Genomic DNA, 16,835 nt, shown 5'->3' on the forward strand with positions numbered 1-16,835 from the left:
AAAGACACCAAAAAAATTATAGCAACAGAACGCCCGAATTCGGACGTAATCGAAGCGGGCCAGCAAACCATCCCACGTCATCGATCAGACGTGATAGATGACGTTCGGTCGCAATACCCAATGAACGAAATCGAATCAGCCACGGACGACGAACACGAGTCGGCTCCGTCCGTAGCGGCCGACGTGGCGACGAACTCGCCGGTTTCCGGAGATCCTGCGCTCACGGTTCGCAACCTCGAGAAAACGTACGATTCGGGTGAGAACGCCGTCCACGCAGTCGACGACGTTTCCTTCTCGGTCGAACACGGGTCGGTCGTCGGGTTGCTCGGGCCGAACGGTGCGGGCAAAACGACGATCATCAAGTCCGTTCTCGGCCTCGTGACCCCGGACGCTGGTGACATCCTCGTCGATGGAATCGGTATCGACGAACGGCGGAGCGCCCGGTACGATCGCGTCGGCGCGACGCTCGAAGGCGCCCGGAACATCTACTGGAAACTCTCGGTGCGCGAGAACATGGAGTTTTTCGCGAGCCTGCAGGGAATTCATCCGAAGACGGCCCGTGACCGACACGACGCGTACCTGGAACTGCTCGATCTTGCGGATCGAGCTTCGACACCCGTCAACGAACTTTCGCGTGGCATGAAACAGAAGGCGTCTATCGCGTGCGTACTAGCGCGCGAACCGTCGATCCTGTTTCTCGACGAGCCGACACTCGGACTCGACGTGCGTGCATCCGAAATCCTCAGCGCCGAACTCCTGCGACTCTCGGGCGACGAAGGGAAGACCGTCGTTATCAGCAGCCACGACATGGACGTCATCCAGGAGGTCTGCGATCGCGTCATCATCCTCCACGACGGACGCGTCATCTCCGACAGCTCCGTCGACGAGTTGATCGACCTGTTCCAGACGAAGGCCTACCAGGTGGCAGTGACGATCGACGACCCCGACGAGCTCCACGAGCATCTCGCACCGAGATACGACATTAGCGACTGGACGGTCACCGATCGAACGGTTTCGTTCGAAGTCACCGTCCCGGACGGAGAACGCCTCTACGATCTGATTGGAGACCTGCAAACGACCGGTGCCGTTCCGGTCTCGATCGAGGACGTCGAACCGGACATGAAAGACGCGTATCTCCACCTCACCGAAACGACGGAGGAACGACCGTGAATCCGAACGCCAGCTACGTCCTCTTGCGCGCCCAGGTACGGAAACGGATCGCACTGTTGAAGAGATATCCATTCAACACCGTCTCACAGATCGCGACTATCTACGTGTTCTTTCTCATCATCTTCTTCGCCGGGAACGCGTTCAGCCAGTTTGCCATCACCGACCACCTCGAGGGGATCATCGTGGGCTACTTTTACTGGACGATGGCCGTCGGAGCCTATCAGTCCTACACCGGGAGCCTCATCGACGAGGCCCAGTGGGGAACGCTCGAGCAGCTGTTCATGTCCCGATACAGTTTCGGTGCGATCAACGCCACCATTATCATCGTGTTCATCCTGGAGACGTTCGTCTGGGGCGGGATAATACTGGTACTAATGGTCCTGACGACGGGTGTGACCCTTCACATCGATCTGCTGACGATCGTGCCGATTCTGGTGTTATCGCTGTCCGGTCCGATCGCCATCAGCCTGATACTCGGCGGGCTCGCGTTACTGTTCAAACGCGTCGAGAACATCTTCACGATCGTTCAGTTCCTCTTCGTCGGCCTCATCGCGGCACCCGTCGACTCGTTCCCGTGGCTAAAGTGGCTCCCGATCTCCCTCGGGAGCGCGCTCCTCCAACGGTCGATGGAGGGCGGCGAACGACTCTACGAGCTTCCCGCCGCCGACCTCGCACTGCTGGTAGGCCAGTCCATCGCGTTTCTCGCCATCGGGTACGCGATCTTCATCGCACTCCTCAACCGCGCCCGCAAGAAAGGCGTCATGGGCCACTACTGAGACTGTCGTCCTGCACTCGTTCCTGCGGTGGGCAGAGTTGCGAACGCTGCGCGATTCTCACACCGAGATGTATCGTTGCAGACGAAGGTAGCCAACGCCGAGAACTGAGAGACAGAGAATAACGACGCCTGCGTCGAACGCGTACTCGACGACCCGGGACTGGCCGACGAATCGCTCCCAGAGACGGAGTCCCAACAGCCCGATGGCTGCGTAGACGATAATGGCGAACAGCTGGTCGTCGGTGATGGGTGGCATGCTGGTAATTATATCCCCCGAACACCATTATTTTTGGGTTCCTGTCGAGAAGGTGTAGTCGGCCGTGTCCGTGGCTGATAGCTCGCATACAGCCTGTCCGGTCAGGTTCGGGGTCACAGCGCCTGGCCCGGACCGGGTGATTGTGGCCCAGTTTCCGTACCTCTTCTCCGATGGATAAATATATATCCGATGAGAAGCTCTGATAACATTACGCAGGAGATAATGTCGGTAAACACAGACACAACCGGCGACCGACGGCGGATTCGACAGGTCCACTCGTTCTTTACCCGACACCTTCTGGAGATAACGCGCAACCGCACCGCGCTGTTCTGGTCGTTCGGGTTCCCCACACTCTTCTACCTGATGACGATCACCGTTTTCATCGATCTGGATCAGGTTCCATCGGCAGTGGAACCCGCGGTGATGGGGATCGTTGCCATCGGATACGGGGTTTTCGGTGCCGTCATCGTCTGTCTGAACGCGTTTGGCCAGCAACTCGCCGACGACATCGAGCAGCGACGGTATTCGGCGTTTCGAGCGTTGCCACTCAGTCCCTCCGCGGATTTCATCGGTCGATCGTGTGCGAGTATCCTGATGGCTGCGATCGCATTTTGTTTCGTGCTGGTCGTGAGCGTCCTGACGGGCGCATCCTACAGTCTCTCTTCGCTCTCGGCGCTTCCCATCGTCGTCGGCGCCTTTCTGCTGAGTAGTCTGATCTGGATCGTCCTCGCGCTGTTTATCGCCGTCATCGCAACGAACGGGCAATACGTCAATATCATCTCGCTGAGTATCGCGCTCATCTCGTACTTCGGGACGGGATTCAACGGCACGGCGCCGTCGTCGTTCGCCGGCGATCTCTCGCTCCTGAACTACCTGCCGAATTCACTGGCCACGCGCGTGCTGTCCTACCACATGGTCGAGATCGATCCCGAACCCGCCGACGGGGCGCCCTGGGAAGCGGCCGGAATGGTGCCACCGGAGATGCCCGTCGGTCCCGATTACCTCGGCCTCCTGGCCCTCTACGCGGTCGTCTTCCTGACGGCGGGGTTACTCGCGATGCGGTACTCGATGTACAAGCGAGGTGCGTGGGAATGACGGCGTTGCTCGATGCGACCGGCATCACGAAACGGTTCGACGGTACGGGGGTCGTTCTCGACGACGTCGATGTTGCCGTCGAAGAGGGCGAGATACTGGCGGTTCTCGGCCCGAACGGCGCAGGAAAGACCATCATGATGTCGATCCTCGCCGGAAGCGAACCGCCCAGCGATGGCGCGGTTTCCCTCGACGGCAGACCGATCCAGTCCAGTTCGATCGACGTGAGTTTCCTGCTTCAGAACACGATGGCTATCGACACGCTCACGGGCCGAGAGAACATCACGTTCTACTCGAGGCTGCATCCGCAATTTACGGCTCGGTGGGAGGAGTACGCCGAGGCGTTCGAGATCGTCGACGATCTCGACACGCCCGTCGGCGAGTATTCGGGCGGAATGCGTCGAAAACTCGAACTCGTGATAGCACTCAGCATCGACGCGACCATCTACTTCCTCGACGAACCGACCGCCGCACTCGACATGGCCATGGTGCAGAAGTTGCACAGTATTATTCGTTCGCTTCGGTCGGATGGAGCCACGTTCGTCGTTTCGAGCCACCTGCCGTCCGACATCGAAGTCGCGGACCGACTGCTGTTCCTGCGCGACGGGCAGATTACCTCGACCGGCGACACCGAGACGCTGCTCGCGGAGCTGCCATCGGTGGTCCGGATTCCCGAGGTCGCACTCTCGGAAGCGCTTCGATCGAACCTCGTCGATGGACGGACGTTCGACGATGGGGAACAGGTGCGAGGATTCGTGTCTCCCGATTCGACCGTCGAAGCGATCGCCGAGGCCAGTTGCGACGGTGGAGCTGGCGCCGTGAGTTCGATCGAAACCGTCGATCCGACGCTCACCGACCTCTTTAACTATTACTCACAGAGCCGCCGACCGTAATCACCGTACGGCGGACCCATCGATCGCCGACTGCGCCGTCTTTCGGTGGGCCGGTCTCGGACTGCACTCGACGGACGAGACCGGTTACACCCACCGTGATCAGCGCCGAGGGAGACGAGCGGACGAAAATGTCCGCGCGATCAGGTCGAGGGCCACCGAACACAGTTTCGTGGCGATCCACGAGCGATGCGAGTCAGGTGGGCCAGCACGGCAGTCGGGCTGCGAAACTCCCACACGGTAAACGCCCTCCGCGATTCCGAGAGGGGGCCGGCGTCTCGACCTGCTCAGAAAGGCTGGAGAAAGTACGTACGGGATTCGAACGGTGCGTGGTCCAGATTGGCTGTTCTGTGCAGCGAGACATCGTCCCATCAGTTCCGCCACGGTAGTGTGTTCATCCCAAGCCGCCGCGTTAGCTCGTGTCTCGTCTCATCCGCCAAGCTGTACGGTTCCAGCAGTCACGTTGTGGAGTTCGGCCAGACTGAACCGAGCAGTCTTGTCGAATAATATTTGCTGAATACCACCACAAATTACTTATATCTGAATTTATACTGTTACGACGATGATTGGAATGCAAGTAGTATCAGTTCACAGGGGAAGAAAGGGGGATCCTTTCTAGGAGTTGGTGGTGATGGAAATTGACGTAAATTCCCTACGGAAACTCCGTAGCCAGGGATACGAACCGTCGCAACTCCGGATGGACGAATCGTATCTCGACGAGTTCGTCGCAAAGGAGTTCCGGGGTGAACACCTCGCCGAACTGTTTCACGAAAACACGAAGTACAGCGACAAAACGAACCTCAAACTGGGTCCGTCCGCCGCAGCCTTCACGAAGAATCCGAGCTATGCGTACATGCAAGCGCAACTGTCGCCGGACTACGACGGGTACGAAACGATCAACCTGCCGGAGCCCGATTCGCTCGGGGGGTCGTTCACCGAGGCCATCGAACGACGGCGAAGCGTCCGAGAACAGGCGGGCGAATCGCTCTCACTGTCGCAACTCTCGACGCTGCTCAAGCATAGCTGCGGCGTCAGTGCCGAACGGCCCATCGGCGAGGAGGGAACGGTACTGCAGGAGTTCCGGTCGTACGCCTCGGGCGGAGCACTCTACCCGGTCGAGATCTACCTCGCTGTCGTACACGGTGACGACGACCTCGATCGTGGGCTCTACTACTACGTCCCTGACGACCACGAGTTGCGCGTGCTCAATCGTGACGACGAACTACCGGACCGAATGGACGACCTGTTCGCGCTGTCCGAGGACGTCTTCGATCCCGCCACGTCGTCCATTGTCTTCATGCTCACCGGGGCGTTCTGGCGTTCGATGGCGAAGTACGGTCCACGCGGCTATCGATACATTCTCCAGGAGTCCGGGCATCTCGGACAGAACATCCTGCTTTCCGCCGCAGCGATGGGGCTGGTTTCCCTTCCGGTGGCCGCATTCAAGGACGACTCGGTAAACGAGTATCTCGACGTAGACGGCGTCAACGAAGCGGTCGTTTACACACTCTGTGTCGGTCACGGGGCCGACGGTGAAAACCAATGACTGACGATAGCAACGACACCGAGACGATCGAACAGGTGCGCGAGGAACTCGAACGGCCGGTCTTCAACCCGCAACTCGTCCCGGTCATGCTGGACGACAACACCATTCACGTTCGAGCGGGACCGTGGTCCGGGCCGATTTACACGATCTCGGACATCGACGAGGACGACGACATCGGCGCTCTCTTCGATCTCATCGACGGGGAGACGCACATCGACGAGATATTTGCGGCGTTCGAAGCGGATCAACGATCCGAGGTCGCCGACGTGCTCTACGCGCTGGCGGATAGCAACGCTATCTACGATGCCGACGCGGTAGACGGGCCGATGTACTCACATCTGGTACTGAAATCCCGGTTCAGAGAGCGAGAGCGACGACGACTCGAAGAACAGTCCATCCTCATCGTCGACGATAGTCGAATGGGCGCACACGTCGCGGAAGACGTGCTCGCGATGGGAGTGGCGGCGGTCGGGTACGCGGGGCTCGATGGCCAGCAGCTCCCGGCAGCGGGTAGTGACGACGATCGCCTCACCGCCGTCACCGAAGACGAACTGCCCGGCGCGGTCGACGACGCGGATTTCGTCGCGTACCTGGCCGACGGCCCGTCGAAGACGATCCGGGACGTCAACGAGTACGCGATCGAGACGGGGACGCCGTGGATCGTCGGACAGATTCGTGGGTTCGACGGAATCGTCGGACCGGCGATGTTCCCGGGCGAAACGGCCTGTTACGAGTGTTTTCATCGACGGATGCTCTCGAACGTCTCGAACATCGGCGGCTACGAAACCTTCGAGACGGAACGGGAGGATTCGGACGTTGCAACGGCCAGTCTGCCGATGTTTTCTCGCACGGTAGCCGGGCACCTGTCGCTCGACCTGTTGCATCTGCTGGCGTTCGGTGTCGGATACACGGCCGGGCGGGTCCTCACGATCAATTCCCTCAACCTGGCGATGGAGGTCAACGAGGTGCTGAAACTTCCGCGATGTGGGGCCTGCGGTCGTGATCCATCACCGGACGTCTCCCGGTTCATTACGCTCGACGACATGGTACTCGGGAGTCGACAGTCGGCGGGGGACGATTGACGATGCTGATCGCACCAGGGGAGGTGAGCGATCGATGAGCGGAGACGGGCGAGCGGTCGTCGATCCCCAGTACCAGCGACTGATCGGCAAGAAAACCGGACTCATCAATTCCCTCTACGGCCTCCAACAGAGCCGGGGACAGCCCGAGGCGTCGCTGAGCCAACCGATCACGGCGAGCGTGGGGTGGCTCGCGGAGGCCGATGGCGAACTCGAGCTGGCACTCGGGGGCAAAGGCCAGACCCTCGAGAGTTCGTACCTGAGCGCCATCGGGGAGACCGTCGAACGGTATTCGCTCTGTTTTCCCGAGCCGGACGACTTCGTCACTGCGAGCTACGACGAGCTCGCTGCACGTGAGGCGGTCATCGACTTCGAGTATCTCGACATCTACAGCGAGGCCATCAGAGACGAGCGGCTCGCGCCGCTCACGCACGAAACCGAGATCAGCTGGACCGCGGGAACGCACCTCATCACTGGCGAAGCCGTCTACGTTCCGGTCCAGCTGGTGTGGATGCAGTTCGGACCGGACTATCACGAACACCCGCGGTTCCTCGGAACCTCGAACGGGGCCGCGGCGGGATCGTCGTTGACGAACGCGTTGCTCGGCTCGCTCTACGAACTCATCGAGCGGGACGCGTTTATGAAGATGTGGTGCAGACAAGAGACGCCGGATCGCGTCGACCTCTCGTCGATGCCGGACGTCCGGGCGTTCGTCGACGAACGCATCCCACAGGAACACATCTCGGTCCAGCCGGTCGTCTACGACTCGCCGCTCGCGATGACGTCGGTCGGGGGTGCACTGATCAACGAGCGGGACGAGCGGCCGAAGTTCATCCTCGGCGGAAATACGTCGGTCTCTCCCGCGGAGGCGGTTCGTGGTGCGATCGTCGAGAGCATCCAGGGACTGCCGTTCATCGCAGAGATCGCGATGAACCACGATCCGTCGGAGCTCGATCCCGGGCACGCCGAGGACAATTTCGAGGAGAACGTCCTCTACTACGCGCTACCGGAGAACTTCGACGAGGTCGCGTTCATCGTCGACGGCGATCACGAAACCCGCCCGACCGATCGAGAGACGAGCGGCTGGGACAAGCGAGACGAACTCGACTACTGTCTCGAAGAACTCGATCGGGTCGGATACACGCCGATCGGATTCGATGTAACGACGCCCGACGTCGCTCGCGCCGGGCCGCGGGTAACGAAGGTGATCGTGCCGGAGCTCGTCCCGATTACGCCGCCGGGAACCCTCCCGGTGAATCATCCGGCCTTCGACGGCGAACGAGACGAGCTGACCGCCAAACCGCATCCCTACGCCTGACGGCGATCCGGTCGCTTCTCGGTGTTCCACTGCCTATCTACGTCCCGGCCGGTTTCGCTATCAGTGGCGATCGCGCGTCTTCGATCGCGGGGTTCCCGTCGAACCCTATCCGTGGACGGTCGGAAAGCGGACGCCGCCGGCGACGAACGAGACGTACGCGACGTTGTAGCCAACGTGTGCGAGGACGGGTGCGAGGAGCGAACCGGTCGCCAGAAAACAGAGGGCGTAGACGATGCCGTTGACGGATTTGAAGACGATCTCGCTCCGGCCCTTGGAAAAGTGGTTGATTCCGAAGAGCACACCGGAGAGCACCACGTACCAGATCGTTCCGATGCTGGCTATCAGGACCGCGAGCACACCACGGTAGAGATACTCCTCGCCGATCGCTCCGAATACGATCGGGAGCTTCCATACCGTCTCCTCGGTCCCTCGCTCGATCGGCACACCGACCCACCACGACCAGACGAAGATGTCGAGTGCGTACATCGCCACGCCCAGTGGGAGAAAGACGACGAACCAGCCGTCGACGGGAATGGGAACGGACGTCACGTCGCTGATGTAAAACGCGGCCGATGCAATCACGATGAACGGGAGATACAATACGTCGTCGTGTTTCGGCCGGTACTCGTATCCGGCGGCGGTTGCACTGCCGATAACCACCGAGAAGTACCCGACGAGCAACAGCGGGAACCCGAGGAACACGTGTACCCACGTCGGCGCGGGAGAGGGGTCTAACGCCATGTGTGGCAGGTCGTACTCCGTTCGCCCCTCGGAGGGTCCGAAACACCCGACCCGGACGCATCGATGCTGCACGGTCCCCCCGTTGTTCCCGACTCGCTTTCAGTGCCAGCACTCCCCGACGTGGCGAAGCGGTTCGTGGTCGCCTGCCTCCGTTTGGTTCCTGTCATCCGATCAAAAATGGGGTGCAGTTCGCTGGGCGCCCGTCGAGCCCGCGTGCGACCAGTCCGTGGCAACCGAATAGCCAACTACCCCGTCCACGTACACGTACACGTCGTCGTGTAGCTACTGCACGTACACCAACCGCCGCTGGAGACGGCGGCCGCGCTGTCATCACTGGATTCGTCCGTTAGTTCTACGTCCATGGTGTGTTACACCAAACTATCTTTTTTACACCCGATTATATTAACGTTTCGACGGTTCTTCCTGGTGTCACCCTCGACGGGGAACCGCGACGACCCCCGATTCACCACGGCCGGTTGAATGGCGACTCGAATCGCTGATCCTCGTCGATGACGGCCCGTGTATTCGCCCTCGATTTCGAAATAACGACGAGAGACCGGATGGAGACGGTACGCTCGAACGACCGTCACTCCCGAGTTATGGGTCCGCCGACCGCCGGTTTGCCGTGCGTACCGGAAGGTCGTCGACGAGGTCGCACAAAGCAGAATCGACAGTTCCGCGTAAAGCGGGTGAGGGCAACGGTACGGACGGAATTCGTTCGGTTGCGCGACCGGCGGCGATGGGAGAGGGTCGCCGGAACGGACCGGAGAAACGCATCAGGCCTCGACGGCTTCCAGCACGCCCTCGCGGATCCGCAGCGCCTGCGGGAGGTAAAAGTCTTCGAGCGTGGAGAGCGGGACTGGCGCGTCGAAGCCCGTCACGCGAGTGACCGGCGCCTCCAGGTAGTACAGCGCCTCCTCGTTGATCGTGGCGACGACCTCGGCCCCCACGCCGGCGGTCTTCGGGGCCTCGTGGACGACGGCTGCGCGGCCCGTCTTCTGTACCGATTCGGCGATCGTGTCGATGTCGAGCGGCGAGAGGCTGCGGAGGTCGACGACCTCGACGTCGATCCCGTTCTCCGCGGCGAGGTCCTCGGCGACGGCGAGGGCGGGCTGGGTGCTCGCCCCCCAGGTGAACAGCGAGACGTCCTCGCCCTCGCGGCGAACCGACGCCTCGCCGATCGGGACGGTGTAGGGCTCCTCGGGAACGTCCTCGCGAAACGCACGGTAGAGGCGCTTCGGTTCGAGGACGATCACGGGGTCCGGGTCGCGGACCGCGGCGGCGATGAGCCCCTTCGCGTCGGTCGGTGTACTCGGCGTGACGACCTTGAGGCCGGGTTCGTGGACCAGTGCGGCCTCTCTGGACTCGGAGTGGTGCTCCGGCGCCGCGATGCCACCGCCGTAGGGCATGCGGACGACCATCGGGAGCGTGAACTGGCCGTGACTGCGGCTGCGCATCGCGGCGGCGTGACTCACCAGCTGGTCGTACGCCGGCGAGGCGAAGCCCATGAACTGCATCTCCGCGACCGGGCGCATCCCCGAGAGGGCCAGGCCGATCGAGGAGCCGACGATCGCCGACTCGGCCAGCGGCGTGTCGATCACGCGATTCGGGCCGAACTCGTCTTGTAAGTGCTCCGTCGCGCGGAAGACGCCGCCGTTGGTGCCGACGTCCTCGCCGAGGACGACCACGCTGTCGTCGCGGGCCAGTTCCAGTTCGAGGCCGTCGCGGACCCCCTCGACGAGCGAGAGCGACTCGGTGGGGCCGTCGTAGGCGTCGAGATCGATCGTATCGGTCGCCACGTCGGATTCCTGATCGACCGCGTCGTCGCCGGCCGATTCGAGTCCGTCGGCAGCCGTACTCATTCGCCCACCTCCTCGAACGCCTCGTCGCCGTGGCGCTCGCGCAGGCCGTCGAGGTCGGCCAGTTGTTCGCGCAGACGATCGGTCGGTTCCTCGTAGACGTGCTCGAACATCCGGCCCGGATCGGTCTCAGTGGCTTCGGCCCGCTCGATCGCTGTCGCGAGGCAGTCCTCGACGCGGTCGGCGATCTCGTCGGCGAGGTCGTCGTCCAGGATCTCCTCGCGATAGAGGTAGCGCTCCAGGCGCTCGACGGGATCGCGGTCCTCCCAGTCCTCGCCGTCGTCCTCGTCGCGGTACGCCGAGGGATCGTCGGCGGTCGAGTGGGCACCGAGGCGGTACTGACAGGACTCGATGAGCGTCGGGCGGCGTTCACCCTCCGCGGGGTGTTTGGCCTTCTGCACGGCCGCCCGGGTCACGGCGTAGACTGCGAGCGGGTCGGTGCCGTCGACGCGGACGCCCTCGACGCCGTAGGCGTCGGCCTTCTCGACGATCGTCTCCGTCGCCGTCTGGGACTCGAAGGGCATCGAGATCGCCCACTGGTTGTTGTTACAGACGAAGATCGACGGGACGTCGTAGACGGCGGCGAAGTTGAGTCCCTCGTGGAAGTCGCCCGTGGAGGTGGCGCCGTCGCCGAAGTGACACAGGACGGCGCGGTCGTGCTGGTCCTGCATGGTGAAGCCCCACGCGAGCCCCATCGCCTGGGGCACCTGCGTGCCGATCGGGATGTACTCCGGCAGCGCGTTGACGTCGTCCGGAACGGCGTACCCCTCCCGATAGCCGGCGAGGTGCTGGAGCAACGACTCGTAGGACCGTCCGTGGGCGTGTTTGGCGGCGTGGTCGCGGTATGTCGGAACGAGCCAGTCTGCGGCGTCGAGGGCGAAACTGGTCGCGACCTGCGAGCCCTCCTGGCCGCGCATGGGCGCGTACGTCGAGATACGTCCCTGGCGCTGGAGTCCCGTCGCTCGCTCGTCGAATCGACGGGCGAGGACGAGCTCCTCGTACATCTCGAGGAGCTCCTCGTCAGTGAGGTCGGGTCGCTTCGCGCCGGGGAGCAGACTGCCGTCGGTATCCAGGATCTGGACGGCGTCTTCCGGCGGACTGGTCGGTTCGGGCGATTGCGTCGATTCGATTTCGTCGTATGTGCTCATCGTTTCGGTGGGTTCGGTGTGGTGGTTTCGTGTTTGACGTTTGATGTCTCGTCGTCCACCCGCCAGGCTGACGGGTGGACGAACCGGCTCGACCCCGCTGGTTACGGGAACCGAGAAACGGACGACAGCGCCTCGGACCCGGTGTCAACGAGCCGAGACGGGTGTCCGCCGATCAAAATGTTACTCGAATAAGCCAGTTTGGTGTCAGTCGACGCCGGAGAGACTGCTTGGCGGACGAACGCGACTCGGACTGGCTGGCGGACGCCATGGTTCCACCATTGTGGGGGTTCTACATAATTCTTCGTGAGTTACGTTGTCACACGCCATTCCTGCCAGACTCGCCGGACGGGTGGCAAGTTACTGGACAAACATCCAGATTTATCGGAAAGTACTGACGGAGCTTGATTCCGTTGACGCGCTATCACGACCGCAGTTGGGCGTCTGTAAACCAGAATAGTTCAGACTGACGAGATATCTGGAGGACCGGTGGCAGACGGTCGGTGACGTGATCGTCGGTGCGTTCGAACGGCCGAGAACCCGCCACGCTGTACGGACGTCGTACCACCCTGATCGGGCCGAGTAACGATGGGCGAGTAGCGATACACCCAGACTGTGGACCGACATCGGCGGACGCGCGGTGAGAGTGCGTCGAGCGCGTACGTTCTCGTACTCACGGTTCTCGTCGCCGGGACGATCGCGGCGACCGCCTGGGCCATCGCCGGCGACGGTTCGATGGCGATCGAGCCGGCAGGAGATGCGGACGGCCTCGATACTGCAGCCCAGCTCGGAGACGCGACGGAACCGAATTCCGACGGCAATCGAAGCGAGTCGCGTACCGTCGGCGATAGTGGAGATGGTGAGGGAGACGGCGACCCAGGCGAAGCAGGCGAGCGTGACGACGGCGTGAGGGAGCACTCGGACGATGACGGTGAGCGGGAGGGCACCGAGCGCGATGAAGAAGACGACCGCGGCGGCGAAGACGACCGAGAAGCAGGACGTGAGCGTGACGAAGATCGGGACAGCGATGACGAGGCCGATCGGGACTCGGACCGCGAGGGCACCGGCCGAGACCGCGATGGCGCCGGCGACGAGCCCGACGACGATCGAAGCGACGACCGATCGGACGACATACTGGGCGCGCTCTGGGAGGCGGTGACCGGCGACGACGAAGACGACTCTGACGAAAGCGATGACGAGTGAGTGCGATGGCTCGTCGGCTCGACGACGCTCGGTGTCGCCCTGCCGGCGAAGAGCGCCCGGTCGAAGCCCCGCCAGGGAAGTACTCGACCGGGCGAATCGCCTCCGAGACGCACCCGAAAGCGGCGGACGGCCCACCAGCCCGCGCTCCGGTCGCTCAGCGGTCTCGGTCCGGCCGCTGCCGGACCATGTTCCCCTAGGGCCTCCAGCGGCAAGGGCGCCCGCCCTGACTGACGCAAGCTAGCTCTGCCGTCCCGGCCCCATTCGAGCGCGAGACAACCACTACGGTTATGACGGTCCCACCACATACCTCACTCGAACGTTACCGGGACGACAGACGTCCGAGCGGGCGTGACCGGTCGTTTGGCCGGGAGTTGCCCGATTCGGCCGAACGGCAATCGATCAAACCGGCGAACGAAATTGCCCCACCACGATGAACGGACTCTCGATTCCACCACGGCCGTGGGTGACCAGAACCCGCCTCTACCACGTCGTGGGCTGGGGACTGCGCATCTACGTCGCCTGCCTCCTCGTCGTCGGGTTCTACAGCATCCTCTGGCTCGCGGAGGTGGCTGGCTATCTGGACCAGCGGACGCTCGCCGTCATCTGGTTGGCCGTCGCCGGGATGGGGAGCGTGTTCCTCGTCCTATTGGTCCCTCTGTATTACTCGAGTCGGCTTCGAAGCTGATCGGAAATCGTTACGACGACTGATGAACGGATCGAGCAGCCCCGCGGCAGTCTCGCGAGCGCGGAACAGCGCACCGGACGGACCGAGCAGGGCGACGGCCCGACCACCTTGCGAAGAGGAGATAATCTCCAGCTACGACTCGGCGAATTGTAGGATAGCACCGCAATAGCATCATTTAGGTACGTCCGCTCAGTACGACCGCCAATGACAGAGTCGACCGGCACACCGACGCTCCCGCAGGTGACACTCATCGCCGTCTTCGTCACGGCGCTGGTGACCGCCCAGTTGACCGCCGCGAAGGTGCTCGCGTTCTCGATTCCGATCTCGTTGCCGGTGACGGGCAGCGAGCTCGTGATGCCCGGCGCGGCGCTCGCCTACGCGGTCACGTACTTCGCGAGTGACTGTTACACCGAACTGTACGGCAAGCGCGCCGGCCAGATCGTCGTCAACGCCGCGTTCGCGATGAACTTCCTCGCACTGGCGCTGGTCTTTTCGACCGCCGCCGCACCGGTGTATCAGTTCTCCCCGGTCGGTGCCAGCGAGTTCGAGTCGGTGGTGCTACCAGCCGGTTCCATCGTCGCCGGAAGTTCGCTGGCCTACCTCGTCAGCCAGAACTGGGACGTCTGGTTTTTCCACCGGATCCGCGAGGAAACCGGCCGAGGGAAGCTCTGGTTGCGCAACATCGCTTCCACGGGGACGAGCCAGGCCATCGACACCGTCATCTTCGTCTCCGTCGCGTTCTACGTCGCCCCCATCATCCTCGGCGGCGACCCCAGGTCGGTAGACGTGATAGCCGCCCTCATGATCGGGCAGTACATCCTGAAACTGGCCATCGCCCTCGTCGATACGCCGATCGTCTACGGGGTCGTTCGACTCGTCCGCGAGCGGGCCACGGGGCCGACGGGCGGCGCCGTCGCCGCCGAGTGAGCGGCCGACGATCGGTTCCCGACGCCCAACAGCCGGCGACCGCAACCGGAAGCGACGCGGGTTTGTGTTCTCACGTCAGACCCTGCGGTATGGATCCACGTGTCCGCGAGCACGCCGCGGTGCTCGTCGACTGGAGCGCCCGCATCGAGGCCGGCGACGACGTCGTCCTGTCGGTCGGCCCCGACGCCCACGAACTGGCCGTCGCCGTCGCCGAGAAACTCGGCGAACGCGGCGCGACCCTCCTCGCGACGTACGGGTCGGGCGAACTCACCCGCGCTTACCAGCGCGCTAGCGGCGAGGACTTCGACGAACCGGACCACGAACTCGCGCTGTACGAGGCCGCGGACGTCTACCTGCGCATCGGCGGCGGCCGCAACACGAGCGCGACGGCCGACGTCCCCGGTGAGACGCGCCAGGCCTACCGCAGCGCCCACCAGGCCGTCCGCGAGGCACGCTTCGACACGCGCTGGGTGTCGACCGTCCACCCGACGCGCTCGCTCGCCCAGCAGGCGAACATGGCCTACGAGGAGTACCGCGACTTCGCCTACGACGCCATCCTCCGCGACTGGGAGGCGCTCGCCGACGAGATGGCCAAGCTGAAAGCGCGCCTCGACGCGGGCAGCGAGGTCCGCCTCGTCGGCCCGGGCACCGACCTCACGATGTCGATCGAGGAGCGAAGCGCAGTCAACAGCGCCGCCTCCGTCGCCTACGACTCGCACAACCTGCCCAGCGGCGAGGTCTTCACCGCCCCGTACGCAACCGAGGGTGAGGTGACCTTCGACGTCCCGATGACGATTCAGGACCAGCCCGTCCGCGACGTCACCCTCCGCTTCGAGGACGGCGAGGTGGTCGACTCCGACGCCGAGCAGGGCGCAGCCGTGATCGCCGACGTGCTCGACACCGACGAGGGCGCACGCCGCCTCGGCGAGCTCGGCATCGGGATGAATCGCGGCATCGATCGCTTCACGGACAGCATCCTCTTCGACGAGAAGATGGGCGACACCGTCCACCTGGCCCTCGGACGTGCGTACGACTCCTGTCTCCCCGACGGCGAGACGGGCAACGAGTCGGCCGTCCACGTCGACATGATCACCGACGTCAGCGAGGGCTCACGACTGGAGATTGACGGCGACGTGGTGCAGCGAAACGGCACCTTCCAGTGGGAAGACGGCTTCGACGGGTAGTCACCGCTGCCCCACTGCCCTCGAGGACGAGACGGGAACGGACGGATCACCAGATTCAAATGCGAGAGGGGCTACGGACCGAGTATGGCCAGTTTCGACGCCGCGGAAGCGCGAACGCTCGAGAAGATGATCTGCATGAAATGTAACGCCCGGAACGCGAAGGGTGCGGATCGCTGTCGCAAGTGCGGCTACGGCAACCTCCGCCCGAAGGCGACCGAATCGCGCTCCGCCTGAGCGACCGAACGCTCTACTCTCACACGATTACGGCCGTTCCGTGTCCGAACAGCCGCGTTCGGACGGCGCTCTATCTCGCGGAGCGAGGCTTGGATTCGGCGGCGCCCGGTGACTCGCCGATCGCACCGTCGCATGACCGATGTTACCCGAGCACGCTCAGCCCCAGCGGCAGCGCGACCACGAAACCGAGCGTGAGGGCGACGATGAGGCCGACCTGCCGCATCGACGGGCCGGAAACCGCCCGTGGGGCGCTGGCCTCCCAGGTGGCGAGGCCGACGAGAAGCGCGATCCAGCTCAGTGGAACGAGGACGCCAGGCCCGACGCTCGCACGCGGGGCGTACACCAGGCCGACGGCGGCGGCGAGGAGGACGTATCCGAGCGAGGCACGCTGGAACGGATCGAGCGGGTAGCCAGCCACGCTGATATCGACCGAGAGGAGCACGCTGAACAGCGCGCCACCGGCTACGAGGGCGAGCGTCGACGCCAGCACCAGCGGCAGTGAGCCGCCCTCGAGAACGAGTGCGGAGAACGTGAGGCCGAGAAAGACGACCCAGAGGAGCGTCCCGCCGATGATCGTTCGGCGTCGAAGGGCAATTACCGAATGGTCCTCCATAGACTGCAGAATCATGCGGTATAATATAAATCCACGGATGTGTTCGACCGGCTGACTGTAGCGGAAACGTGAGAACACGAGCAGCGAGGGAGATCGTACTCGCCTCGAACGGCACCCC

The 16,835-nt window shown here is 63.2% G+C and carries 17 protein-coding genes; 12 read left to right on the forward strand and 5 right to left on the reverse strand.

Features of this window, described 5'->3' with window-relative positions:
* The first annotated feature begins 120 nt into the window (after positions 1-120).
* Together C479_RS08205 and C479_RS08210 are read left to right on the forward strand one after the other, a co-directional pair.
* Entirely contained in the window at positions 121-1,170 is a 1,050-nt protein-coding gene (locus C479_RS08205; protein WP_007700790.1) for an ABC transporter ATP-binding protein, read from the forward strand.
* The gene (locus C479_RS08210; protein ID WP_007700793.1) at positions 1,167-1,946 is read left to right on the forward strand and encodes a hypothetical protein; all 780 of its coding nucleotides are present in this window, start codon (positions 1,167-1,169) and stop codon (positions 1,944-1,946) included. Before C479_RS08205 ends, C479_RS08210 begins: the two co-directional genes overlap by 4 nt.
* A gap of 57 nt (positions 1,947-2,003) precedes the next feature.
* Here the strand turns inward: C479_RS08210 and C479_RS08215 are convergent, their stop codons facing one another.
* Complete coding sequence (locus tag C479_RS08215) at positions 2,004-2,201, reverse strand: hypothetical protein (RefSeq protein WP_007700797.1); 198 nt, start codon at positions 2,199-2,201, stop codon at positions 2,004-2,006.
* Positions 2,202-2,423: 222 nt separating this feature from the next.
* On the opposite strand from C479_RS08215, the gene C479_RS08220 reads away from it, so the two are divergent.
* The 5 genes from C479_RS08220 to C479_RS08240 all read left to right on the forward strand — a co-directional run bounded on the left by C479_RS08220 (position 2,424) and on the right by C479_RS08240 (position 8,126).
* A complete protein-coding gene (locus tag C479_RS08220; RefSeq protein WP_007700800.1) occupies positions 2,424-3,296 on the forward strand; it encodes an ABC transporter permease in 873 nt (290 codons plus the stop codon).
* Positions 3,293-4,186, forward strand: coding sequence for an ABC transporter ATP-binding protein (locus C479_RS08225; RefSeq protein ID WP_007700803.1), 894 nt, complete (start codon positions 3,293-3,295; stop codon positions 4,184-4,186). The genes C479_RS08220 and C479_RS08225 overlap by 4 nt, the downstream gene beginning before the upstream one ends.
* A gap of 628 nt (positions 4,187-4,814) precedes the next feature.
* A complete protein-coding gene (locus C479_RS08230) occupies positions 4,815-5,729 on the forward strand; it encodes a SagB/ThcOx family dehydrogenase (RefSeq protein WP_049907170.1) in 915 nt (304 codons plus the stop codon).
* Positions 5,726-6,811 carry a TOMM precursor leader peptide-binding protein gene (locus C479_RS08235; protein ID WP_007700808.1) on the forward strand — a complete coding sequence of 362 codons (1,086 nt, stop codon included), beginning with the start codon at positions 5,726-5,728 and terminating at the stop codon, positions 6,809-6,811. The genes C479_RS08230 and C479_RS08235 overlap by 4 nt, the downstream gene beginning before the upstream one ends.
* Before the next feature lie 34 nt (positions 6,812-6,845).
* Positions 6,846-8,126 carry a YcaO-like family protein gene (locus tag C479_RS08240; RefSeq protein ID WP_007700811.1) on the forward strand — a complete coding sequence of 427 codons (1,281 nt, stop codon included), beginning with the start codon at positions 6,846-6,848 and terminating at the stop codon, positions 8,124-8,126.
* Positions 8,127-8,231: 105 nt separating this feature from the next.
* Here the strand turns inward: C479_RS08240 and C479_RS08245 are convergent, their stop codons facing one another.
* The 3 genes from C479_RS08245 to C479_RS08255 form a co-directional block, all read right to left on the reverse strand.
* Positions 8,232-8,828, reverse strand: coding sequence for a CPBP family intramembrane glutamic endopeptidase (locus tag C479_RS08245; protein ID WP_241430175.1), 597 nt, complete (start codon positions 8,826-8,828; stop codon positions 8,232-8,234).
* An 815-nt stretch (positions 8,829-9,643) separates the two neighbouring features.
* Positions 9,644-10,729 (reverse strand): alpha-ketoacid dehydrogenase subunit beta, encoded by a 1,086-nt coding sequence (locus C479_RS08250; RefSeq protein ID WP_007700816.1) that lies wholly within the window; start codon positions 10,727-10,729, stop codon positions 9,644-9,646.
* Positions 10,726-11,874 carry a thiamine pyrophosphate-dependent enzyme gene (locus C479_RS08255; protein ID WP_007700819.1) on the reverse strand — a complete coding sequence of 383 codons (1,149 nt, stop codon included), beginning with the start codon at positions 11,872-11,874 and terminating at the stop codon, positions 10,726-10,728. The genes C479_RS08250 and C479_RS08255 overlap by 4 nt, the downstream gene beginning before the upstream one ends.
* 612 nt (positions 11,875-12,486) lie before the next feature.
* Here C479_RS08255 and C479_RS08260 point away from each other — a divergent pair.
* The 5 genes from C479_RS08260 to C479_RS08280 all read left to right on the forward strand — a co-directional run bounded on the left by C479_RS08260 (position 12,487) and on the right by C479_RS08280 (position 16,104).
* A complete protein-coding gene (locus tag C479_RS08260; protein ID WP_007700822.1) occupies positions 12,487-13,074 on the forward strand; it encodes a hypothetical protein in 588 nt (195 codons plus the stop codon).
* A gap of 430 nt (positions 13,075-13,504) precedes the next feature.
* Complete coding sequence (locus C479_RS08265) at positions 13,505-13,759, forward strand: hypothetical protein (protein ID WP_007700825.1); 255 nt, start codon at positions 13,505-13,507, stop codon at positions 13,757-13,759.
* 204 nt (positions 13,760-13,963) lie between these two features.
* Complete coding sequence (locus tag C479_RS08270) at positions 13,964-14,686, forward strand: queuosine precursor transporter (RefSeq protein ID WP_007700828.1); 723 nt, start codon at positions 13,964-13,966, stop codon at positions 14,684-14,686.
* An 89-nt stretch (positions 14,687-14,775) separates the two neighbouring features.
* Positions 14,776-15,870, forward strand: coding sequence for an aminopeptidase (locus tag C479_RS08275; protein WP_007700830.1), 1,095 nt, complete (start codon positions 14,776-14,778; stop codon positions 15,868-15,870).
* Between the two features lie 84 nt (positions 15,871-15,954).
* Positions 15,955-16,104, forward strand: coding sequence for a 50S ribosomal protein L40e (locus C479_RS08280; protein WP_007700833.1), 150 nt, complete (start codon positions 15,955-15,957; stop codon positions 16,102-16,104).
* Positions 16,105-16,246: 142 nt separating this feature from the next.
* On the opposite strand, the gene C479_RS08285 is transcribed toward C479_RS08280, so the two are convergent.
* Positions 16,247-16,717 carry a hypothetical protein gene (locus C479_RS08285; protein ID WP_007700835.1) on the reverse strand — a complete coding sequence of 157 codons (471 nt, stop codon included), beginning with the start codon at positions 16,715-16,717 and terminating at the stop codon, positions 16,247-16,249.
* Positions 16,718-16,835: the final 118 nt, after the last annotated feature.

Origin of the sequence: Halovivax asiaticus JCM 14624 (assembly GCF_000337515.1) — an archaeon.
Taxonomy (GTDB): domain Archaea; phylum Halobacteriota; class Halobacteria; order Halobacteriales; family Natrialbaceae; genus Halovivax; species Halovivax asiaticus.

Coding starts and splice junctions, on each gene's coding strand:
- C479_RS08205 (WP_007700790.1), top strand. CDS start 121: ATGAACGAAATCGAATCAGCCACGGACGACGAACACGAGTCGGCTCCG.
- C479_RS08215 (WP_007700797.1), bottom strand. CDS start 2,201: ATGCCACCCATCACCGACGACCAGCTGTTCGCCATTATCGTCTACGCA.
- C479_RS08220 (WP_007700800.1), top strand. CDS start 2,424: ATGTCGGTAAACACAGACACAACCGGCGACCGACGGCGGATTCGACAG.
- C479_RS08225 (WP_007700803.1), top strand. CDS start 3,293: ATGACGGCGTTGCTCGATGCGACCGGCATCACGAAACGGTTCGACGGT.
- C479_RS08230 (WP_049907170.1), top strand. CDS start 4,815: ATGGAAATTGACGTAAATTCCCTACGGAAACTCCGTAGCCAGGGATAC.
- C479_RS08235 (WP_007700808.1), top strand. CDS start 5,726: ATGACTGACGATAGCAACGACACCGAGACGATCGAACAGGTGCGCGAG.
- C479_RS08240 (WP_007700811.1), top strand. CDS start 6,846: ATGAGCGGAGACGGGCGAGCGGTCGTCGATCCCCAGTACCAGCGACTG.
- C479_RS08250 (WP_007700816.1), bottom strand. CDS start 10,729: ATGAGTACGGCTGCCGACGGACTCGAATCGGCCGGCGACGACGCGGTC.
- C479_RS08255 (WP_007700819.1), bottom strand. CDS start 11,874: ATGAGCACATACGACGAAATCGAATCGACGCAATCGCCCGAACCGACC.
- C479_RS08265 (WP_007700825.1), top strand. CDS start 13,505: ATGAACGGACTCTCGATTCCACCACGGCCGTGGGTGACCAGAACCCGC.
- C479_RS08270 (WP_007700828.1), top strand. CDS start 13,964: ATGACAGAGTCGACCGGCACACCGACGCTCCCGCAGGTGACACTCATC.
- C479_RS08275 (WP_007700830.1), top strand. CDS start 14,776: ATGGATCCACGTGTCCGCGAGCACGCCGCGGTGCTCGTCGACTGGAGC.
- C479_RS08280 (WP_007700833.1), top strand. CDS start 15,955: ATGGCCAGTTTCGACGCCGCGGAAGCGCGAACGCTCGAGAAGATGATC.
- C479_RS08285 (WP_007700835.1), bottom strand. CDS start 16,717: ATGGAGGACCATTCGGTAATTGCCCTTCGACGCCGAACGATCATCGGC.